This window comes from Thermus sp. NEB1569 (genome assembly GCF_022385295.1).
GTDB lineage: Bacteria > Deinococcota > Deinococci > Deinococcales > Thermaceae > Thermus > Thermus scotoductus.
Map to the genome: position 1 here is coordinate 1,530,746 of NZ_CP092445.1, position 21,025 is coordinate 1,551,770.

The 21,025-nt window shown below is 66.1% G+C and carries 19 protein-coding genes and 1 pseudogene; 7 read left to right on the top strand and 13 right to left on the bottom strand.

The annotated features are described in order from the left end of the window. The first annotated feature begins 16 nt into the window (after positions 1-16). Genes MI302_RS08770 through MI302_RS08780 form a run of 3 tightly spaced genes read left to right on the top strand, consistent with a single transcriptional unit; the run spans position 17 to position 3,039 of the window. Positions 17-1,168, top strand: coding sequence for an NEW3 domain-containing protein (locus MI302_RS08770; protein WP_126170363.1), 1,152 nt, complete (start codon positions 17-19; stop codon positions 1,166-1,168). Between the two features lies 1 nt (position 1,169). Then, positions 1,170-2,093: an ABC transporter ATP-binding protein gene (locus MI302_RS08775; protein ID WP_239725539.1), complete on the top strand. Its 924-nt coding sequence runs from the start codon at positions 1,170-1,172 to the stop codon at positions 2,091-2,093. Continuing rightward, positions 2,083-3,039, top strand: a complete 957-nt coding sequence (locus tag MI302_RS08780) for an ABC transporter permease (protein ID WP_019551061.1) — start codon at positions 2,083-2,085, stop codon at positions 3,037-3,039. The genes MI302_RS08775 and MI302_RS08780 overlap by 11 nt, the downstream gene beginning before the upstream one ends. A 477-nt stretch (positions 3,040-3,516) precedes the next feature. Here the strand turns inward: MI302_RS08780 and MI302_RS08785 are convergent, their stop codons facing one another. Together MI302_RS08785 and MI302_RS08790 are read right to left on the bottom strand one after the other, a co-directional pair. Further along, positions 3,517-3,897 carry a cupin domain-containing protein gene (locus MI302_RS08785; protein WP_015717783.1) on the bottom strand — a complete coding sequence of 127 codons (381 nt, stop codon included), beginning with the start codon at positions 3,895-3,897 and terminating at the stop codon, positions 3,517-3,519. Next, positions 3,885-4,511, bottom strand: coding sequence for a phosphoribosyltransferase (locus MI302_RS08790; protein WP_239725541.1), 627 nt, complete (start codon positions 4,509-4,511; stop codon positions 3,885-3,887). Before MI302_RS08790 ends, MI302_RS08785 begins: the two co-directional genes overlap by 13 nt. Positions 4,512-4,599: 88 nt before the next feature. On the opposite strand from MI302_RS08790, the gene MI302_RS08795 reads away from it, so the two are divergent. Further along, a complete protein-coding gene (locus MI302_RS08795; protein ID WP_239725543.1) occupies positions 4,600-6,282 on the top strand; it encodes a long-chain fatty acid--CoA ligase in 1,683 nt (560 codons plus the stop codon). 2 nt (positions 6,283-6,284) lie between these two features. Here MI302_RS08795 and MI302_RS08800 read toward each other — a convergent pair whose 3' ends face one another. The 5 genes from MI302_RS08800 to panB all read right to left on the bottom strand — a co-directional run bounded on the left by MI302_RS08800 (position 6,285) and on the right by panB (position 10,371). After that, a complete protein-coding gene (locus MI302_RS08800) occupies positions 6,285-7,430 on the bottom strand; it encodes a cysteine desulfurase family protein (protein ID WP_054392285.1) in 1,146 nt (381 codons plus the stop codon). A gap of 48 nt (positions 7,431-7,478) precedes the next feature. Then, a complete protein-coding gene (locus MI302_RS08805; RefSeq protein WP_026328925.1) occupies positions 7,479-7,925 on the bottom strand; it encodes an Rrf2 family transcriptional regulator in 447 nt (148 codons plus the stop codon). Between the two features lie 23 nt (positions 7,926-7,948). Further along, on the bottom strand, positions 7,949-8,755 hold the full coding sequence (locus MI302_RS08810; protein WP_239725545.1) for a metal ABC transporter permease: 807 nt from the start codon (positions 8,753-8,755) through the stop codon (positions 7,949-7,951). Further along, complete coding sequence (locus MI302_RS08815; RefSeq protein ID WP_239725547.1) at positions 8,748-9,488, bottom strand: metal ABC transporter ATP-binding protein; 741 nt, start codon at positions 9,486-9,488, stop codon at positions 8,748-8,750. The genes MI302_RS08810 and MI302_RS08815 overlap by 8 nt, the downstream gene beginning before the upstream one ends. A gap of 97 nt (positions 9,489-9,585) precedes the next feature. Beyond that, the gene (gene panB / locus MI302_RS08820) at positions 9,586-10,371 is read right to left on the bottom strand and encodes a 3-methyl-2-oxobutanoate hydroxymethyltransferase (protein ID WP_239725548.1); all 786 of its coding nucleotides are present in this window, start codon (positions 10,369-10,371) and stop codon (positions 9,586-9,588) included. Positions 10,372-10,402: 31 nt separating this feature from the next. Here panB and ruvB point away from each other — a divergent pair, with 31 nt between their 5' ends. Further along, positions 10,403-11,374, top strand: a complete 972-nt coding sequence (gene ruvB, locus MI302_RS08825) for a Holliday junction branch migration DNA helicase RuvB (protein ID WP_038044496.1) — start codon at positions 10,403-10,405, stop codon at positions 11,372-11,374. A gap of 3 nt (positions 11,375-11,377) precedes the next feature. Continuing rightward, positions 11,378-12,415 carry a DUF4388 domain-containing protein gene (locus MI302_RS08830; protein ID WP_239725549.1) on the top strand — a complete coding sequence of 346 codons (1,038 nt, stop codon included), beginning with the start codon at positions 11,378-11,380 and terminating at the stop codon, positions 12,413-12,415. Here the strand turns inward: MI302_RS08830 and MI302_RS08835 are convergent. After that, positions 12,412-13,764, bottom strand: coding sequence for a tetratricopeptide repeat protein (locus tag MI302_RS08835; RefSeq protein ID WP_239725550.1), 1,353 nt, complete (start codon positions 13,762-13,764; stop codon positions 12,412-12,414). The two genes, MI302_RS08830 and MI302_RS08835, sit on opposite strands and share 4 nt — an antisense overlap. Before the next feature lie 73 nt (positions 13,765-13,837). Here MI302_RS08835 and ftsH point away from each other — a divergent pair, with 73 nt between their 5' ends. Further along, complete coding sequence (ftsH, locus tag MI302_RS08840; protein WP_239725551.1) at positions 13,838-15,691, top strand: ATP-dependent zinc metalloprotease FtsH; 1,854 nt, start codon at positions 13,838-13,840, stop codon at positions 15,689-15,691. Here ftsH and MI302_RS08845 read toward each other — a convergent pair. From MI302_RS08845 to MI302_RS08865, 5 genes and pseudogenes are all read right to left on the bottom strand, one after another. Next, positions 15,688-17,220 carry an FAD-dependent oxidoreductase gene (locus MI302_RS08845; protein WP_239725552.1) on the bottom strand — a complete coding sequence of 511 codons (1,533 nt, stop codon included), beginning with the start codon at positions 17,218-17,220 and terminating at the stop codon, positions 15,688-15,690. The genes ftsH and MI302_RS08845 overlap by 4 nt on opposite strands. A gap of 74 nt (positions 17,221-17,294) precedes the next feature. After that, the gene (gene glpK / locus MI302_RS08850; RefSeq protein ID WP_239725553.1) at positions 17,295-18,806 is read right to left on the bottom strand and encodes a glycerol kinase GlpK; all 1,512 of its coding nucleotides are present in this window, start codon (positions 18,804-18,806) and stop codon (positions 17,295-17,297) included. A 39-nt stretch (positions 18,807-18,845) separates the two neighbouring features. Then, positions 18,846-19,652, bottom strand: a complete 807-nt coding sequence (locus tag MI302_RS08855) for an MIP/aquaporin family protein (RefSeq protein WP_304653891.1) — start codon at positions 19,650-19,652, stop codon at positions 18,846-18,848. A 97-nt stretch (positions 19,653-19,749) separates the two neighbouring features. Further along, on the bottom strand, positions 19,750-20,595 hold the full coding sequence (locus tag MI302_RS08860; protein ID WP_038032087.1) for a transposase: 846 nt from the start codon (positions 20,593-20,595) through the stop codon (positions 19,750-19,752). A 16-nt stretch (positions 20,596-20,611) separates the two neighbouring features. After that, positions 20,612-20,850 (bottom strand): annotated as a pseudogene (locus tag MI302_RS08865) (integrase core domain-containing protein); the annotation flags it as partial. Between the last annotated feature and the right edge of the window lie 175 nt (positions 20,851-21,025).

The following is a 21,025-nucleotide window of genomic DNA, read 5'->3' on the forward strand; positions in this document are numbered from 1 at the left end:
AGGAGGAGGCTTAGGTATGGTGCGCAAGCTACTCACCCTGGTTCTTCTGGGATTCGGCGTGGCCTTAGCCCAAGCCCAGGGCTTTCGCGGTCTTTCCCTAGGCACCTCCTATCCGGAGATCGGGGTGCAACCCGGGGAGAGCGTCAACCTGACCCTCACCCTCAAGAACTATGGCCTTCCCCCCGGGGTGGTGCGGGTCCAGGTGGCCGAGGCCCCGCAAGGCTGGCAGGCAAGCCTCATCGGCGGGGGTCGCCTGGTGCGGGCGGTCTACCTGGCCCCCGACGGGGAGGCTACCCTTACCCTTCGCCTCCAGCCTCCCAAGGAGGTGAAGCCCGGCACCTACCGCTTCCTGGTGCGGGCCGAGGGCCTAGGACAGGTTGCCAACCTTCCCATCGGCCTGGTGGTGGGGCAGGGCCTGCCCCAGAGGCTTAGCCTCGAGGCGGAGCTCCCCATCCTCAAGGGTCCTCCCACCAGCTCCTTCCGCTACCGGGTGACCCTGAAAAACGAGTCCGACCGCGACCTATTGGTTTCCCTGGAGTACGAGGCCCCCAAGGGTTGGCAGGTGACCTTCACCCCCGCCTTCTCCAGCCAGCAGGTGACCAGCCTGCCCATCAAGGCCGGGGAGAGCAAGGACCTGGACGTGGAGGTTTCCCTGCCCAAGGACACCAAGGCCGACACCTACGGCCTCACCCTGAGGGCGGTGGCGGGGGAGGCCAAGGCGGAGCTGGCCTTGACCCTCGAGGTCACGGGCCGGCCCGAGGTGCGCTTCACCACCAAGGAGGGGCGGCTTTCCGGACAGGTGGTGGCGGGCCGGGAAAACGCGGTGAAGCTTGTGGTGAAGAACGAGGGTAGCGCCCCGGCCAAGAACCTGTCCTTCAGCGCCATGGAGCCCTCGGGCTGGGAGGTGAAGTTTGAGCCCGAGAAGCTGGACGCCCTGGAACCCGGCCAAGAACAGGAGGTGACCGCCCGCATCAAGCCCTCCCCCAAGGCGGTGACGGGGGACTACATGGTGACCCTCAGCCTTTCCGGGTCCGATGGCCTTTCCGAGAGCCTGGATTACCGGGCCACCGTGGTGCGCTCCAGCCTTTGGGGCCTGGTGGGGGTGGGCATCATGGCCGTGGCCCTTCTGGTCCTGGGCTTCGCCGTGAACCGCTTCGGCCGGAGGTAGCATGGCGGTCATCGAAACCCATGGCCTCACCAAGCGCTACGGACGGGTGGTGGCCGTGGAGGACCTGAACCTGGAGGTGCAGGAAGGGGAGGTCTTCGGCCTCCTGGGGCCTAACGGCTCGGGGAAGACCACCACCATCCTCATGCTCCTGGGCCTCACCGAACCCACCCGGGGCGAGGCCCGGGTTCTGGGATTGGATCCCATGCGGGAACCCTTGAAGGTGAAAAGCCGGGTGGGCTACCTCCCCGACCAGGTGGGGTTTTACGGGGAACTCACCGCCTGGGAGAACCTGCGCTACACCACCCGCCTTTTGGGCCTCCCCGAGGCCGAGGCCAGGGCCCGCATAGAGGAGGTGCTCAAGCGCATGGGCCTGTGGGAGGTGCGGGACCGGCGGGTTTCCGCCTTCAGCCGGGGGATGCGGCAGCGGCTTGGCCTTGCCGAGGTGCTCCTGAAACGCCCCAAGGTGGCCATCCTGGACGAGCCCACCCTGGGCCTGGACCCCGAGGCCGCCCGGGAGTTTCTGGAGCTCATCAAGGGCCTGAAGGCGGAGGGCATCACCATCCTCCTATCCAGCCACCTCCTGCACCAGGTCCAGGAGGTCTGCGACCGGGTGGGGCTTTTCCATAAGGGGCACCTCGCCCTTTTGGGCACCGTGGAGGAGTTGGCGCAAAGGGTCTTAGGGGGTGGGTACGAGATCCTGGTGGAGGCCAGCCCGGGCCTCGAGGAGGCCTTCCGCCGCCTAGAAGGCGTGGCCCGGGTGGCAGCGGAGGGAGGACGGTACCGGATTCTCTCCAGCCGGGACCTCCGGCCGGAGCTGGCCCGGATAGCCGTGGAGCAGGGCGAGCTTCTAAGCCTCTCCCTCCGCCGTCCCAGCCTGGACGAGGTCTACGCCCACTACTTCAAGGAGGTGGCCCATGCGGCGTGAAGGTTCCCCCTGGACCGGGCTTTGGGCGGTCTTCTTCAAGGAGATGGCCGACCATCTCACGGGCTTGAGGATGCGCATTCTGGAGGGATTGATCCTCCTTTCCGCCCTGGCCGCCGTGTACACCGGCACCCAGACCCTGCGCCAGACCGTGGGGGAGGACCCTTACCTCTACCTGAAACTCCTCACCACCGCCCAGGACCCCCTGCCCTCCTTCGTGGGCTTCCTCTCCTTCTTCGTACCCCTGGCGGCCATTGCCTTGGCCTTCGATGCGGTGAACGGGGAGTACGCCAGGGGAACGCTTTCCCGTATCCTCTCCCAGCCCATCTACCGGGACGCCCTCCTCTTCGGCAAGTTCCTGGCGGGGCTCGGCACCCTGGCCGTGCTCCTCACCGCCCTCTTCCTCCTGGTGGTGGGCCTCGGCCTCTTCACCCTGGGAGTGCCTCCTGAGGGCGAGGAGATGGGGCGGGCCTTCCTCTTTCTCCTGGCCACCTTGGCCTATGCGGGCTTCTGGCTGGCCTTGGGCCTCCTCTTCTCCGTCCTCTTTCGCCAGCCGGCCACCGCCGCCCTAGCCGCCATCGGGGTCTGGCTCTTCTTCGCCGTCTTCTTCCCCATCCTCACCGACCTGGCGGCAAGCGCCCTTCTCCTTCAGGCCGACCCCTTTGACCCGGAAAGCCAGCTCAGGCAGGCCAACCTGGCCCTTTGGATCTCCCGCCTCTCCCCCAACACCCTCTACGCGGAAACCCTCACCGCTGTGCTTAACCCGGCGGTGCGCTCCTTGGGCCCCATCCTCATCACCCAGCTGGAGGGAGCGGTGCTGGGAACCCCCCTTCCCCTCTCCCAAAGCCTCCTCCTGATCTGGCCCCAGCTCACCGGGCTCATGGCCCTGGTGATCCTCCTCTTCACCCTGGCCTACGTGGCCTTCCAGCGGCAGGAGGTGCGCGCCTAGAAAACCCCGCTGGGGCTAAGCACCCCAGCGGGGACCCCAGAAACCGTGACGACTCCCCGGACTAAAGTCCGGGGCTTCTCGGGATTGCTCCCGAAGGCCCCGTCCAGGCCCAGAAAGACCTTGGCTCCGTATCGGCAGGCGAGCGCAATGCTTCTGGCTCTGCCACGGGTGTTCGTTTGGAGTTTTACCCATCGGACTACCCGATGGAACCCCCTACTCCAAGTTTCAAGGTCCACGGGGAACTTTGCCCCCAAGAACATTGTACCCAATCCGTGTCCACCTGTGGTGGACGTGGGGGAGCTAAGCTCCCTTCGGTCGCATGTAGCTGCAAGGTACGCTGCAAGGTACGCTGCGCGTGACCGCGTGACCGCTGACCCATGTATCCCCGGTTTGGTCAGCCTGTGTCACGCGTTAGCGTATCTTGAGGGCTATCTTGGAAACCGGGGGATTATAGCTCCCCCACACCCCCACTTTTCTCTAATCCTCCAGCCACTCGGTGGCGTAGGCGTTGGTCTTGGGGATGACGCAGAGGAACTCCACCGGCTCATCCCCCTCGTTCACATAGGCATGGGGCGTGTCCGGGGGGATGTAAACCGCCTGCCCAGCCGCCACCTCCCTCACCTCGTCGCCCAGGTAGATCTTCATGCGCCCAGAGAGCACGTACTGCTCGTGCTCGATGCTGGGGTGCTTGTGCTTGGGAATCCTTCCCCCCGGCAGGATAGTGAACTTACGGGTGATGAAGTGAGGGGCTCCATCCTCAGGGCCGATGAGCACCTGGATAAAGGCCTTCTCCCCCCGCTCCACGGGACGGGCCTCCACGCTGGCCCCCTGCTTGACCACGGGCTTCATGCCGACCATTGTAGCAAAAGGCCCTCCACTTCCTCATCGGTGACCTCACCGAAGTCCATGAAGTAGGCCCCCACGGCGGCGAAGTCCGGTGGGGTGGAGAGCACCACCACCTCGGCTTGATCCTTCAGCCTCTCCACCGCATCCGGGCTGGCCACGGGCACCGCCACCACCACCCGCCGGGGTTTTTCCGAGAGGACCACGGCCAAGGCCGCCTCCATGGTGGAACCGGTGGCGATGCCGTCGTCCACCAGCACCACATCCCGGCCCCCAAGGGGCACCTTTGGCCTCACCTTCCGGTAGCGCTCGGCCCGCTTGCGGATCACGTCCTTCTGCCGGGCCGCTTCCCGCTCCAGGTAGCTTTGGTCGGCGTACTGGAGGGCATAGGGCTTCAAGACCATGCCCCCCTTTTCCCCCACCGCCCCCAGGGCGAACTCCGGATTTCCCGGAGCCCCCACCTTGCGCACCAGGACCACATCCAGTTCCCCCCCCAGGCCTTTGGCCACCTCGTCGGCCACCACCACCCCGCCTCGAGGGATGCCCAAAACCACAGGGCGTTCTAGACCCAAGGGCTTCAGGGCTTCCACCAGAAGAGCCCCAGCGTGCCTGCGGTCGCGGAAGCGCATAGGAAACCTCCTTATCCATGCTACACCGGCCCATGGTCTTGAACGCGGTATAAACTTTTTGATAAGCTCGTGGCGAAGGAGGTAAGGTATGGACCAAGTCAGCGCCAAGCCTTGGCTCGCCCACTATGACCCCGGTGTGCCCCACGAGGTGGAAGTGCCCCCTATCCCCTTGTGGCGATTTCTGGAAGACGCCGCCAAGCGTTACCCGCAACACACCGCCCTGGAGTTCCTGGGGAAAACCCTTACCTATGCGGAGCTATGGGAGAAATCCCGGCGCTTCGCCGAGGGGCTTAAGGCCCTAGGGGTGAAGCCTGGCGACCGGGTGGCCATCATGCTCCCCAACACCCCCCAGTTCGTCATCGCCTTCTACGGCACCCTTCTAGCGGGAGGGGTGGGGGTCAACGTGAACCCCCTTTACACCCCCAGGGAGCTAAGGCACCAGCTAAAGGACTCGGGCGCAGAGACCCTGGTCATCCTGGACCACCTCCTGCCCCGCTTCCTGGAGGTGGAGGGGGAAACCCCGGTGAAGCGCACCGTGGTCACGGGCATCAAGGACTTCCTCCCCTTCCCCAAAAACCTCCTTTACCCCTTAAAGGCGAAGCGGGACAAGCTACCCCTGGGCTTTCCCAAACGGGAAGGATTCCACGCCTTCTTGGACCTCCTGAAGCATCCCCCCGCCACCCCCCATCCCGCTGATCCTGAGGACCTGGCCCTTTTGCAGTACACAGGGGGCACCACCGGCATCTCCAAGGGCGCCATGCTCACCCACCGGAACCTGGTGGCCAACGTCCTGCAGATCGACGCCTGGGATTCCACCTCCAAGGAACTCCTGGGCAAAGGGGTGATGCTGGGAGCCCTGCCCTTTTTCCACGTCTACGGCATGACCGTGGCCATGAACTACGGCATCTACTCCGGTTACAAGATCGTCCTCCTGCCCAGGCCGGAGATCCATGCCATCGTGGAGGCCATTGAAAAGCACCAGGTCACCCACTTCCCCGGGGTGCCCACCCTCTACGTGGCCTTCAACAACTACCCGGGAATCGAGAAACGGAACGTAAAGAGCATCCGCATCTGCCTCTCCGGAGCCGCTCCCCTGCCGGTGGAAGTGGCCAAGCGCTTTGAGGAGATCACCGGGGCCCGGCTCATCGAGGGCTACGGCCTCTCCGAGGCAAGCCCCGTGACCCACTCCAACCCTGTCCAGGGGGAGATCAAAAAGGGCTCCATCGGTATGCCCCTGCCCAGCGTGGACGCCAAGGTGGTGGACGAGGAGGGTCAGGAAGTCCCCATCGGAGAGGTGGGCGAACTCGTCGTCAAAGGCCCCAACATCATGAAGGGCTACTGGAACCGCCCCGAGGAAACCCAAAAGGCCCTCCAGAACGGCTGGCTCTTCACCGGGGACATGGCCCGTATGGACCAGGACGGCTACTTCTACATCGTGGACCGCAAAAAGGACATGATCATCGCCGGGGGCTACAACATCTACCCCCGCGAGGTGGAAGAGGTCCTCTACGCCCACCCCGCCGTCCAGGAAGCCGCCGTGGTGGGCGTACCCGACCCCTACCGCGGGGAAACCGTGGCCGCCTTCATCGTCCTCAAGGAGGAGTACAAGGGGAAGGTCACAGAAAAGGACCTCGAGGCCTTCTGCCGGCAAAACCTCGCCGCCTACAAGGTTCCCCGCATCATCGAGTTCCGGGACAGCCTGCCCAAAACCAGCGTGGGGAAGATCCTCAGGCGGGAACTCCGCGAGGAGTTTACCAAAAGGCAGCCCTAGCTTTAGGCCCGCGCCCGGGCCACCGCCTCCCTGAAGACCTCCACCGCCCGGTCCACCTCGGCCTCCGTGGTGTAGCGTCCCAGGGAGAAGCGCAAGGAGGCCCGGGCCTCCCTCGGGGAGCGTCCGATGGCCAGGAGGACATGGGAGGGCTCGAGGCTCCCCGCCGAACAGGCCGAGCCCGAGGAAACCGCCACCCCCATGAGGTCCATGGCGAGAAGCAAGGCCTCCCCATCCGCGCCCTTCACCGTCACGTTGACCAGCTTGGGAAGGCGGCGCTCGGGATGACCGTTGAGCTCCACCCCTTCCACGGAAAGCAAGCCCGCCTCGAGGCGCTGCCTCAAGGCGAGAAGCCGGGAGGACTCCTCCGGCAAGAGCCTTAAGGCCTTCTCCAGGGCCACCGCCATCCCATGGGCCAGGACTGGGCTTTGCGTGCCGCCCCGTCTTCCCCCCTCCTGCTTGCCCGGCACCAGGGGGAAGAGGTCCACCCCCTGGCGCACCAAAAGGGCTCCAATCCCCTTCGGCCCATAGAACTTGTGGGCGCTTAGGGAAACCAGGTCCGCCCCCACCTCATCCACCCGGAAAGGCACCTGGCCCACGGCCTGCACGGCATCCGTGTGGAAAAGGGCCCCGTGGGCGTGGGCGATCTCGGCCATCTCCCGGATGGGGTAGAGGGTGCCGAGCTCGTTGTTGGCGGCCATGACGCTCACCAGGATGGTGTCGGGCCTCAGGGCCTCCTCCACCTGCTCCGGGTAAACCAGGCCCAAGCGGTCGGGCCTGAGCCGGGTCACGGCAAAGCCCAGGCGCTCAAGGAGCCGCAAGGCCCCCAGGACCGCGGAGTGCTCCACTTCCGTGCTCACCACATGCCCCTTCCCCTTGGCCAAGGCCACCCCCAGAAGGGCCAGGGCATCCGCCTCGGAACCCGAACCGGTAAAGACCACCTCCCTGGGACGCACCCCCAGGAGGCTTGCGATCCGCTCCCGGGCTCCCTCCAGCACCCTTCTGGCTTCCTGGCCAAAGCGGTGGATGCTGCTCGGGTTGCCGAAGATTCCCTCCACCTCGCGCATGGCCTGCTGGACCTCGGGGTCCAGGGGCGTGGTGGCCGCGTAGTCCAGATAGACCAAAGCCAAGGTTTCCTCCTTGCCCTCCATTCCCTTTGCCAGGGATAAGCCCTGGCAGCCCTTCCTAAGACCCCTTGCCTAGCCTGCGGGCTGGAGCTGGATCAAGCGCTTGGCCTCGATGAGCTTCCGCTCCTCGATGAGGTCCTTCAAGGTGGTGCTCCCCAGGACCTGGCGCATGGCCAGATCCACCCGCTTCCAGAGGAGCTCGGTGGAGCACTGCCCCACCTTGGCGCAGGACTCCGGGTCCTCGATGCAGGAAACCGGGGCCAGGCTGCCCTCGAGGGCCTCCACCACCTCGAGGGCCGTCACCCTCTCGGGGGGACGGGCCAGGCGGTAGCCCCCCCCGGCCCCCCGCACGGAGCGGATGAACCCGGAGCGCCTAAGCTGGGCCGCGATCTGCTCCAGGTAGTGCTGGCTGATGCCCTGGGCCTCCGCCACCTCCTTAAGGGGCACCGCCTCCGGGGCCTTGAGGCCAATCTCCACCAGGGCCCTGAGGCCGTACTGGGCCTTCGTGGACACCCACATGCCCCCAGTATAGCGCAAAGGCATTATTTCCTCACCGAAAATACGGTTTTCACGAAGGCCAGGCCAAACAAGGCCGCCTGCAGAAGCACGATGCTGGCCCCGCTGGGCCAGTCCAGGAGGAAGGAGAGGAAAAGGCCAAGCACCGTGGAAAAGGAGGCCAGGAGGAGGGAAAGAAGGGTGAGCCCGGCAAAGGTGCGGCTCAAGAGCCTGGCCGTTGCCCCGGGAATCACCAAAAAGGCCGCCACCAGGATGATCCCCACCACCTTTACCGCCAGGACCAAGCCCACGGCGATGAAGCCGGAAAGGAGGTAGTCGTGAAGGACCACGGGCACCCGGTCGGAAAGGGCCAGTTCCCGGTCCAAGGTGGCGTAGGCCAAAGGCCCCCAAAGGGGAAGGAGGAAGAGGGCAAAGAGGAGGAGAAGACCCATGGCCCAAAGGTCGCCAGGACTCACCGCCAAGAGGGAGCCGAAGAGGTAGCCCATGGCGTCCCCCACGTACCCCCGGGCCTTGGAGAGGAAAACCGCCCCCAGGGCCACGGAGAGGGCGAAGAAGACCCCGATGGCGGTGTCCTCGGAAAGCTCGGTCTTCTCCTTCACCAGGGTGATGGCCATGGCCACCAGAAAGGTGAAGGGCAGGGCAAACCAAAGGGGCTCCCCCCTTAGGAAAAGCCCCAAGGCCACCCCGGCGAAGGCGGCGTGGGCAAGCCCATCCCCCAGGAAGGAAAGCCGCCTTTGCACCACGAAGGGGGAGAGCAATCCGGAAAGAAGGCTCACCAAAAGCCCTGCGAGGAGGGCCCTCTGGAAAAAGGGATAACCCAGGGCGTCAAGCATGCCCACCCCCCAGGTACAGCCCGTGGGCATGGCCCAGGTGCCCAAAGGCCTGGCGCAGGCACTCCTCGGTGAGGGCCCGCTCCGGCGGACCAAACCCCACCACCCTGCGGTTCATCACCAGGACGTGGCTGGCATGGTGGGCGGCCTCCCAGTCGTGGGTGATCATGAGCACCGTGGCCCCCGATTCCTCCTGGTAGGCCTCCAGGTACCGGTAGAGGTCCACCTCCCCCACCCGGTCTACCCCGGTGGCGGGCTCATCCAAAAGGAGGATCCTCGGCCGGCGAATGAGGGCCCGGGCCAGGTAGACCCGTTGGAGCTGCCCCCCGGAAAGCCGGCCCAAGGGGCGGAAGGCCAGTGCCTCCGCCCCCACCCGCCTTAAGGCGGAAAGGGCTTCCTCCCTTTCCCAGGGGGACAGGCGGAAGGGCCAGCGCCGCCTCAGACCCGTGGCCACCAGTTCCAGGGAAAGCGCCGGGAAGGAGCGGTCAAAGGTCTTGATCTGGGGCACGTAGCCGAACCACAGGGGATCGGTTTCCCTCAAGGAACGCCCCAAAACCCGGACCTCGCCCCGGAAGGGAACAAGGCCCAGGATGGCCTTCAAGAGGGTGCTCTTCCCCGCCCCGTTGGGGCCCACGATGGCCACGAAGGCCCCTTCCGGCACCGCCAGGCTCACCCCTTCCAGGGCCTGGAACTCCCCGAAGCGCACGGATAGGTCCTGGACCTCGAGGGCCATCACACAATAACGGTAATCCATTTTCAACAAATGCGTCAAGCCCAAGCATCGGCATCCATCCCTAGGGGTGGTTTACCGGGACCCCCAGGGTGGGGTGGCATCAAAAGCTGTGTTCCTCCCCTGGGAAAACCCCCTCCCGCACCTCCCGCACGTACTGGGATAGGGCCTCGAGGAAGAGCCTTTCCCCCTCCAGATACCGCTTCACGAACCGGGGCTTGAACTCCCCGTAAAGCCCCACCACGTCGTGGAAGACCAGAATCTGGGCGTCCGTGTGGGAGCCGGCTCCGATGCCCACGGTGTGGATGGATAGCCTCTCCGTAATCTCCTTGGCCAGGTCCTTGGGCACCATCTCCAGCACCACCCCGTAAGCCCCCGCCTCCTCGAGGGCCATGGCCCCTTTTAGGATGCGCTCGGCCTCCTCGGGGCGCCTCCCCTGCAGCCTGTAGCCCCCAAGCTGGCTCGCCGTCTGGGGGGTGAGGCCCACGTGGCCCAGGACCGGCACCCCCGCCCGGCTGAGCCCGAAGACGATCTCCGCCACCTCCTCCCCACCCTCCAGCTTCACCGCATCCGCCCCACCTTCCTTCAGAAGCCGTTCCGCGGCGAAAAGGGCCCGATCCAGGGTGGCATAGGAAAGATAGGGCAGGTCCGCCACCAAGAAGGTGTCCGGGGCCCCCCGCCGGGCCGCCTTGGTGTGGTGGAGCATCTCCTCCAGGCTCACGGGAACCGTGGAGGAATAGCCCAGCACCACCATGCCCAGGGAATCCCCCACCAGGATGGCGTCCACCCCAGCCCGCTCAGCTAGGCGGGCCGTGGGGTAGTCGTAGGCGGTGAGGTACACCAGCCTCTGGCCCTTGGCGTGACGGAACTCCTTAACCGTCCGGCGCATGGGAATAAGGCTATCATGAAAGGGCGTGGAAGTGCACCCGGACCTCGCCCTAAGGCCCAGGACCCTGGACGAGTACATCGGCCAGGAGAGGTTGAAGAAGAAGCTGAGGGTGTACCTCGAGGCGGCCAAGGCCCGGGGGGAGCCCCTAGAGCACCTCCTCCTCTTCGGGCCCCCTGGCCTGGGCAAGACCACCCTGGCCCACGTGATCGCTTACGAGCTTGGGGTGAACCTGCGCGTCACCTCGGGGCCCGCCATAGAGAAACCCGGCGACCTGGCCGCCATCCTGGCCAACTCCCTGGAGGAAGGGGACATCCTCTTCATCGACGAGATCCACCGGCTAAGCCGCCAGGCGGAGGAGCACCTCTACCCGGCCATGGAGGACTTCAAGATGGACATCGTCATCGGCCAGGGGCCGGCGGCCCGCACCATCCGCCTGGAGCTTCCCCGCTTCACCCTGATCGGGGCCACCACCCGCCCGGGCCTCATCACCGCCCCCTTGCGGAGCCGCTTCGGCATCGTGGAGCACCTGGAGTACTACTCCCTGGAGGAGCTGGCCGAAGGGGTCAGGCGGGATGCGAGGCTTCTAGGGGTGGCCATTACCGAGGAGGCCGCCCTGGAGATCGCCAAAAGAAGCCGGGGCACCATGCGCGTGGCCAAACGGCTTTTCCGGCGGGTGCGGGACTTTGCCCAGGTGGCAGGGGAGGAAACCATCACCCAGGAAAGGACCCTGGAAGCCCTAAACGCCTTGGGCCTGGATGAGCTGGGCCTGGAGAAACGGGACCGGGAGATCCTGGAAACCCTGATCCTGCGCTTCGGAGGCGGCCCGGTGGGCCTGCAGACCCTGGCCACCGCCGTCTCCGAGGATCCAGGTACCCTGGAAGAAGTCCACGAACCTTACCTCATCCAGCAGGGGCTCCTGAAGCGCACCCCCCGGGGCCGGGTGGCCACGGAACGGGCCTACCGCCACCTGGGCTATCCCCCTCCCGTGGAACCCCTTCTCTAGGCCATGGTACGGGCCACCCTGGAAGAACTGGACCTGGCGGAACTCCTGAGGGTCCTGGCCGACCACCGCAAAAGCGCCGTGGTGACCTTCCGGGGGCGCCTTTACGGCAGGATCCACCTCCTCCACGGGCGCATCCTCTACGCCCGCACCGAGCCGGGACCCCACCTGGGGGAGTACCTGGTGCGCCTTGGCCACCTTTCCCTGGAGGAAGTTCAGGAGTTGGTGGAGCGCCAGGGGCGGGAAAACCCTGGCACTCCCTTGGGGGCCCTGGCCCTGGAGCTGGGCCTCATCGGGGAAGAGGAGCTAAGGGAGGCCCTCGAGGCCCAGGTCCTGGAGGCCCTGGCCACCCTGCTGGGGGAGAAGGAAGGGGAGATCCTGGCCGAGCCCCTCGAGGAGGGAAGCCAGGTGGCCTTGTCGGAAACCCTGGAAACCAAGGCCACCCTTCTGGAAGCCGCCCGGCGCCTGGACGAGTGGCGCCAGGGCCAGGTGGACCCCGACGAGGTCTTCCACCTGGTGGAGGATCCCACCCGCCACCCCCTCACCCCCGAGGCCTGGACGGTGTTGGAACTCTTGGACGGGGTGCGCCGGGCGAGAAGCGTGGCCCTGCTATCCGGCCTTCCGGAAGAGCAGGTTTACCACATCCTCTTTGAGCTGAAAAGCCGGGGGCTGATCCGCCCTTCCACCCTGCTTGCGGACGACCCCCTGGTCCTGGTCCTGGCGGAAAGCGGGGTGGTGCGGCGGCTTCTCCTCTACCTCCTGGAGGCCCACCGCTACCGGGTGCAGCTTCCCCTGGACCTGAAGATGGCCCTGCGCCTTCTCAAGGAAAGGCCCAAGGCCATCATCCTCCAGGGGGAAAGGGCCCTGGAGATGGCCCGAAAACTCCGGGCCCACCCCGAGGGCAAGCTGGCCTCCTTGTACCTGGTGAGCGAAACCCCCCCGGGGCTTCTCTTCCGTCCCCTCAGGGTTTTGCATCTTCCCAAACCCTTAAAGGCCCAGGAGGTGCTTAAGGCCCTGGCCCCCTTAAGGCGGAGCGGAACCTAGTTGGGCCGCCTCCCCTCCCGCAGGATGGCCTCCGCCCGCTCCCGGTAGGAGAGCAAGGCCTGGTGCCATTCATCGGCGGGATGGACATGGGGCAGCACCGCCTCCGCACGGGCCAGGATCTCCTCAGGAGAGCGGTAGCCCAGCTGGACCAGAGTGTCCACCACCATCTCCTGGGCTCCCACCCACTCCCGGCTTCCCTCCTCGGAAACCTCCGCCGCCTTACGGTAGTGGGCCAAAGCTTCTTCCAGGTGCATCAGGTCGTAGGCGATATGGCCCAGGATGAGCTCCCCTGCCGCCTCCGCCCCCTGGCGCATGGCTCTATGGGCCATTTCCTCCGCCTCCTGGTACCGCCCCTGCCGGTACAAAGCCTCAGCCAGGTCCGCCAGGGCCTGGGCCCGGTAGGGGTAGCCCTCTTCCCGCAAAAGGGCCTCCAGGTGCTCCTCCGCCTCCAGGTAGGCCCCCTGGTCCAAGGCCGCCACCGCCATCTCGTGGAGAACGTATCCCTTCTCCAGACCCTCAGCCCTGGCCAAGGCCTCCCGGTAGGCGGCCATACCCTCGGCGTAACGGCCCAGGCGCCAAAGGATCTGCCCTTCCAGAAGGGGGGTACCGTAGGCCCGATGGCCGCTTTCCTCCTCGAGCCTTAAGGCCTCCCGCACCTCCTCCAGGGCCCGGTTGGGGTTATCCAGGAGAAGATGGGCCCGGGCCAGGAGGTAGTGGCGGGTGGCGGCGTCCTCCACGGGCTCCTCCCCCACGGCTCCCGAGGCCTCCTCGAGGGCCAGAAGGGCCCTTTCCCCCTCCCCCGCCTCCAGCCACATGGCGGCAGCATCCAAAAGGAGCCAGTAGCGCTCCAGCCCCAAGGCCAGCTCCGCCCCCCTCTCGTAGGCCAAAGCGGCCTCCCGGTAACGGCCAAGCCTTTCCAAGGCCCTTCCCTTAAGCCCCTCCGCCCGCCAGGCCAAAAAGGCGGGAAGCCCCTCCTTGAGCGTCCTCAGAACCTCCTCAAACCGGCCCAGGTAGAAAAGGGCCTGGGCCTGATGGTAGCGGGCCCGGGGGTCCTCCGTGGGAAGGAACAGGGCCAGCACCTCCCTTTCCCCCCGGCCCTCGAGGGCCAGAAGCTCCCCCAGAAGGGCCCGGTACAGGGGGTCGTACTCCAGCCCCCCAAGCTCATAGGCCTCCTCCAAGGCCCAGTGGGCCTTCTCCAGCCCCTCCTCCCCGTAGAGGCTGTGCACCTCCGCCAGGAGCAAAAGGGCCTCCCGGGCCTCCCCCTTGGAGCCGAACAGGGCCTTCCGGGTAAGGCGTTCAATGGCGGTATCGTAATCCCCTTGGTGCAGGGCCTCGAGGACCCCCTTCATCGCCGCTAGAGGATACCACACCCCTCAGTCCTCTCACCGCAAAGGCGCTACCATAGGACCAGGGAGGTAGACCTTGCCGCAGCGGATCAACCCCTTCACCCTAGTTTTCTTGCTCCTTCTAGGCTATCTGGCCTATACCGCCTTCACGGGCCCCCCAGCCCCCACCCTTCCCTACACGGAGTTCCGCACCCTGGTGCGCCAGGGCAAAGTGGCGGAGGTGACCCTGGAGGAAACTCGCATCCTGGGCACCTTGAAGGAACCCGAGCGCTTCCCCACCCCGCAGGGGGGAAGCCAGGTGGCCAGGCGCTTCGCCGTGCCCCTGCCCCCGGCCCAGGTGACCGACCCCGAGCTTCTCCGCTTCCTGGAGGAAAACGGGGTGAGGATCGTCACCAAACCCCCTTCCCTCTGGCCCCAGGTCCTCCTCTACCTCGGCCCTACCCTGCTCCTCATCCTTTTCTTCTATTTCTTCTTCATGCGGGCCCAGGGCGGGGCCGGGCAGGTGATGCAGTTCGGGCAGAGCCGGGCCAAGCTTTACGGGAAGGAAAAGCAGGTCAACACCACCTTCAAGGACGTGGCCGGCCACGAGGAAGCCAAGCGGGAACTCATGGAGGTGGTGGACTTCCTCAAGAACCCCAAGAAGTACCTGGAGCTGGGCGCGGAAATCCCCAAAGGAGTTCTCCTGGTGGGCCCTCCCGGAACCGGCAAGACCCTTCTGGCCCGGGCGGTGGCGGGGGAAGCAGGTGTCCCCTTCTTCTCCGTCTCCGCCAGCGAGTTCATGGAGATGTTCGTGGGCGTGGGGGCAAGCCGGGTGCGAAGCCTCTTTGAGGACGCCCGACGGAACGCTCCCAGCATCATCTTCATCGACGAGCTGGACTCCATCGGCCGCAAACGGGGGGCAGGCATCGGGGGTGGCCATGACGAGCGAGAGCAGACCCTGAACCAGATCCTTTCCGAGATGGACGGCTTTGAAAAGGACACCTCGGTGATCGTCCTGGCCGCCACCAACCGCCCGGACATCCTGGACCCTGCCCTGCTGCGCCCCGGGCGCTTTGACCGCCAGGTAGTGGTGGGCCTACCCACCCTGGAGGAGCGCCGGGATATCCTCCTGGTGCACATGCGGGGTAAACCCATCGCCGAGGAGGTGGACGCCCTGGAGCTGGCCCACCTCACCCCGGGCTTCTCCGGGGCCGACCTGAAGAACCTGGTCAACGAGGCAGCCCTGCTGGCGGCCCGGGATGGCGCCAAGAAAATCCGCAAGGAGCACTTCCTGAAGGCCCTGGACAAGATCGTCCTGGGCCTCGAGCGGCCCGCCCTAAAGCTTTCCGAGGAGGAGAAGAGGGCCGTGGCCTACCATGAGGCCGGGCATGCGGTAGTGGGTGAGGTCCTCCCCCATGCGGACAAGACGGAGAAGGTTTCCATCGTCCCCAGGGGCATGGCCTTGGGTGCCCGCTGGAGCAAACCCGAGGAAAGGGTTTTGGTTTCCAAGGACCACCTCATGGACGAACTGGCCGTCCTCATGGCGGGCCGGGTGGCGGAGGAGCTCTTCACCGGCACCGTAACCACCGGGGCCCAGGACGACTTTAAGCGGGCCACCCAGATCGCCAAACGCATGGTCCTGGACTGGGGTATGGGGGAGCACTTCAAGAACATCGCCTGGGGTTCGGACTCCGGCCCCATCTTCCTGGGTGAGGAGATCGCCAAGAAGAAGGACCACTCCGAGGAAACCGCCCGCCTCATCGACCAAGACATCCGCAAGATCCTGGACGAAGCCTACGCCAAGGCCCGCCAGGTCCTCATGGAGCACGCCCCCGCCATGCACAAGATCGCCGAGGAACTCCTTAGGGAGGAGACCATCCCCGGGGAGCGGGTGCGGGCCATCCTCAAGGAAACCCAGGCGGTGCAGAGGGTTTCGGAGGATAAGGCCTAGCAAAGGGCAGGAAGGGCCCTCCTAGCCTCCAGTAGGAGGGCCTGTTTCCTTCCGTCATCCCATCCCAAGAGGGGCGCCATGAGCTCCACCACCCGGGGCAGGGCCTCCTCCGCCCGCTTCCGGTCCAGAAGGGCCAGGCCCAGCCTGCGGGCCAGCACGTCTAGGGGCTTTTGGGCAAGCTCCTCCCTCACCGCCCACACCACCTCCCCCTCCAGGTACGGAAGCCCGGGGAGAAGGGGCCTATCCCCCAAGGCCGCCACCTCGGGAGCCAGGGTGCCGTAGTGGGTGTAGAGGTGCTCGGCCACCCCCTCCGGCAGGGGCAGGGGAGGCCTGGGCCCCGCCCCCAGGAGGGGGGTGCGGTGGCTTGGGGAAGGAGGGAGGGAAAGGGAGAGGTCCCGGGCCAGGCGCTCCAGGAGGTCCAGGGCCATGAGACGGAAGGTGGTCCACTTGCCCCCGGTAAGGGTGTAAAGGCCCTTCTCCTCCACGATGAGGTGGTCCCGCACCAGCCTCTTGGTCTCCCCCTTTCCCACCAGGGGCCTGAGACCCGCCCAGGCCGCCAAAACCCGGCTGGAAAGGTCCCCCAGGTAGGGGCGGATCTCCTCCAAAAGGTAGGCCACCTCCTCCTCCCGGGGCAGGGGGCAGGCGGTGGCCTCGGCGGGGAGGTCGGTGGTGCCCAAAAGGGCCCGGCCCTGCCAGGGAAGGAGGAAGAGCACCCGGCCGTCCCGGGTTTTAGGCAGGAGGAGGCCTACCTGTAAGGGGTAGTCCAGGACCAGGTGGGTCCCGCTGGAAGGGGTGAGGAGGGGAGGAAGTTCCGGGTCCAAAAGCCCGCGCACCCGGTCCGCCTGGGGCCCCGTGGCGTTCACCACCGCCTGGGCCCAGACCTCCACCTCCTTCCCGGTGAGGCGGTCCTTGACCACCGCACCTTTCACCCTTCCCTCCCGTACCAGGAAGCCCGTGGCCTCGGCGTAGTTGAGGGCCACTGCCCCCCGGCTCAGGGCAGAGAGGATGAGGGCTAGGTTTAAGCGGTAGTCGGCGAACTGCCCGTCCTGGTAGAGGATGCCCCCCAGGGTGGGGGGAAGGTCGGGGAAGAGGGCCTGCACCTCCTTGGGAGGAGCGTAGCGGCTTGGGGCCAGCCGCCTCCTTCCCGCCAACCAGTCGTAGAGCTTGAGGCCAAGCCCGTAGTAGGGGATCTCCAGGGGGCGGAAGAGGGGGGTGAGGAGGGTTAAGGACCTGGCCAAGTGGGGGGCGAGCTCCATCACCACCTTCCTCTCCCGGAGGGCGTCCCGCACCAGGCGAAGCTGCCTGGGGTCCCGGTGCCGCACCGCCAGCTCCAGGTAGCGCACCCCCCCGTGGAGGAGCTTGGTGGAGCGGCTACTGGTGCCCGCCCCGAAGTCCCCCGCTTCCACCAAGGCCGCCCTCAGGCCCCTTAGGGTGGCCTCCCACAACACCCCCGCCCCCGTGGCCCCGCCCCCCAGGATGAGGAGGTCAAAGGGCTCCCTCAGCCGTTCCAGAAGGGCTTCCCGGTCCATCCTCCCTCGCAAACCCCTTGGCCCGCTCCACCGCCTCCCGCCCGACGCGTCCGATGCGCTGGCGCCAGCCCCGGTCAGGTGCGGGCGTCCTCGTCCTCTTCACTCGCCCAACGCATCGCCCGCTTCACGGCCTTCTTCCACCCGGCATAGCGCTTCTTCCGCTCCGCCTCGGCCATGGCCGGGACAAAACGCGTCTCGGCCTGCCACCGCGTGGCCAAGGTTTCCTGATCCCACAGCCCGACGGCGCAAGCGGCCAGCGCCGCGGCGCCGAAGGCCGTCGTCTCCACAATGGCCGGCCGCTCGACCGGCACGCCCAGAATGTCGGCCTGAAACTGCATGAGCAGGTTGTTGGCCGCCGCCCCGCCGTCGACGCGCAGCGCAGCGAGGGGCACCCCGGCGTCCTGCTCCATGGCGTCGAGGACGTCTTTCGTCTGGTACGCCAGCGCCTCCAGCGTGGCGCGGATGAGGTGCTCCTTGCGCGTGCCGAGCGTCAGCCCCAAGATGGCCCCGCGGGCATACATGTCCCAGTACGGCGCGCCCAGCCCGGTGAAGGCCGGCACCACGTACACCCCGCCGGAGTCGGGCACCTTAGCGGCAAAGTATTCCGAGTCGGCCGCCGTGTCGAGGATGCGCAGCCCGTCGCGCAGCCACTGGATGGCCGCCCCGGCGGTAAAAACGCTGCCCTCGAGGGCGTAGACCACCTGGCCGCCCACCTCCCAGGCGATGGTGGTGAGAAGCCCGGTCTTGGAGGGGACGGGCTTTGTGCCGGTGTTCATGAGCAGGAAGCAGCCCGTGCCGTAGGTGTTCTTGGCCATCCCCGGCGCAAAGCAGGCCTGGCCAAAGAGGGCGGCTTGCTGGTCGCCGGCCACGCCGGCAATGGGAATGGGCTCACCGAACAGGTCGGGATGGGTGTGGGCCAGCACGGCGCTCGACGGCTTCACCTCGGGCAGCAGGGACGGCGGAATGTCGAGGGCCTCAAGCAGCCGCTCGTCCCAGGCGCGGCGGTGGATGTCAAAGAGCATCGTCCGCGCGGCGTTGGTCACGTCGGTGGCGTGCACCCGGCCCCCGGTGAGGTTCCAGATGAGCCACGCGTCAATGGTCCCAAAGGCCAGCTCGCCGCGCCGGGCCTTTTCCCGAGCCCCCTCCACGTGGTCGAGCAGCCATTTCACCTTGGTGGCCGAAAAATAGGCGTCCACCACGAGCCCCGTCCGCGCGCGGATGTGCTGCTCCAGGTCCGGATCGGCCTTAATCGCGTCGCAGATAGGCGCCGTACGCCGGTCCTGCCACACAATGGCGTTGGCGATGGGCCGGCCGGTCGCGCGCTCCCACACCACCGTCGTCTCCCGCTGGTTCGTGATGCCGATGGCCGCCACCTGGCGCGGATCGACGCCGGTTTGGTACAGCACCTCCCGGGCCACGCCGATCTGCGTCTCCCAGATTTCCAGCGGATCGTGCTCCACCCATCCCGGCTGGGGAAAGAGCTGGGCAAACTCGCGCTGGGCCATGCCCACAAGGCGCCCGTTTTCGTCGAACAGGATGGCCCGCGAGCTGGTGGTGCCTTGGTCAAGGGCTAGCAGGTACCGCATGCAATCACCTCCTGTGCACGGGTTTGGTGAGCAAAACCGTTACCGCCTTTCGACCATGCTGGTTTTCAGGACGCTGACAAGCGCCACCGCCGCCGTGATGCCGCCCAGCGCCACGCCCGGGGCGAGCGCAACGGCGTTGCCCCCGAAGAGCCACGCATAGGTCCAGCCGCCCAACAGGCCGCCGATCACCGGCCCGATCACGGGGATCCACGCGTACGACCAGTCGGAGGGACCTTTGCCGGGGATGGGCAAGAGCGCGTGGGCCAAGCGGGGACCCAGGTCGCGCGCCGGGTTGATGGCATATCCTGTGGTGCCCCCGAGGGACAGGCCGATGCTCACCACCAGCAGGCCCACAAGCAGCGGATTCAACCCTTCGGCCAAACGGTTGGCGCCGATGGCCAGCACGCCAAAGACGAGCACGAAGGTGCCGATGATTTCGCTGAGCAGATTGGCGCTCCAGTCGCGGATGGCCGGACCGGTGGCAAACACGGCCAGCTTGGTCGCCGCATCTTCGGTTTTCTCCCAATGCGGGAGGTAATGCAGCCACACGAGCACCGCGCCGCAAAACGCGCCCAAAAGCTGCGCCAGGAGATAACCGGGCACCTTCTCCCACGGAAAGCTGCCCGTCGCGGCCAGCGCCAGCGTCACCGCCGGGTTGATGTGGGCACCGCTCACCTGCCCCACGGCGTACACGGCGACGGCCACCGCCAGCCCCCACCCCACGGTGATGGCCAGCCATCCGGCTTGCTCGGCCTTGGACTGTCTGAGGCACACGCCGGCGACGACGCCGCAGCCCAGCAAGATCAAAAGCAGGGTTCCCACGAATTCGCCGAGGTACGGGGACACGCTTCCGCCTCCTTTCCGATCAAGAATTGTTATACACACTTTCAGGTCGGTTGGTCAAGGGGGTGTAGTCGGTCAACACATTCCTTCGTGTGCTACCTCATATCTCCACCCCAGCCATCTTGAGAAGCACCCGGCTCCGAATCAGGTTGTGCACCAGCAGGATGAGATGGACCCGCGCCACCAAACCCCAATACGACCGCACCTCCATCCGGTGAAGCCCCAAAGACCTCACCATCACGCTAAACCGCGTCTCAATCCAGTTGCGCACCCTCCCCATCCAGGCTCGCCACCCCGTCTCCACCACCTTCCCTCCCCTGAGCCGGTAGGGCGGCGTCTTCACCCCCTGGACCCAGCGAAAACCCCGGTCCCCAAGAACCGCAGGCAAACCCTCAAGGACCTCCCTCCCCCAGGTCTCCCGGGCATTCCCGGGCAGAAGAACCCAGCGGAAAAAGAGGCCCCGCTCGTTCATCACCGGCATGAGGGCGTATCCGCCAAAAGCCCCCAGGGGTCCTTTCCCCACCGCGGCCTCAGGGAGGGAGAGGCTGTGGATGCGCTGTCCGTGGGCCAGGGGAATGGGCTTCAGGTCCACCACCTGTAGCAAGCCTTCTCCTCCGGAGAGCCTGAGGGCGAGGTGGGCCAGGAGCCCATGAGCCTTTTGAAGGACCCGGTAGAAGCGGGAGAGGTGGGGGAGGGAGGGGAAGTAAGGCTTCAGGGTAGTTTTGGCGGCGAGGTAGCCTTTGGCGAGGTCCTGGCCCTGGAGGAGGAGGAAGATGGCGAGGGTTAGGAGCTCTGCCAGGGTGGCCTTTTGGTGCTTTTGCTTTTTTGGGAGCTTGTGACCTTGGGCGACGAGGGCCTTGAGTTCGTCATCCACCCAAACGTAGGTGGCTACGAGAAGGGTTTCTGCGTCAAGATAGTAGAGGGGGTGCTCACGGTTTGGATGCATAGCACCCCCTTTTCTTTCACACCCTAGGGGTCCAGATCAAGTAGCACACGAAGGCATTTGAGACTCTGTGGGGACCGCCTCCCCCCGTATTCTAGCCAGGTACTCTAAAGGGGCCAGGCCCCCCAAGGCCCGGTGGGGTCGCCGGCGGTTGTAGTGGTCCAGGTAGGCGTCAAGCTCCCTTTGGAGCTCGGGGATCTGTGAAGGCAACGGTCGTGTGTAGAACTCATCCCTAAAGGTCCGCTGCATCCGCTCCACCTGTTTGAGCTTCCGTAAGCGGTCCTGAACCGTGGGATCGCCGGCCCCGGCCTCTTGGAGTTCCCGGGCCTTCCGCGCTCCCCGCAAAACCTCTTTGCCAACCGTGGTAAGCTGCATCCGTGGGGACCCCCTCTCTCCTAGAGTGGTCCCCACATTTTTACTCGTCCAGTCTCAC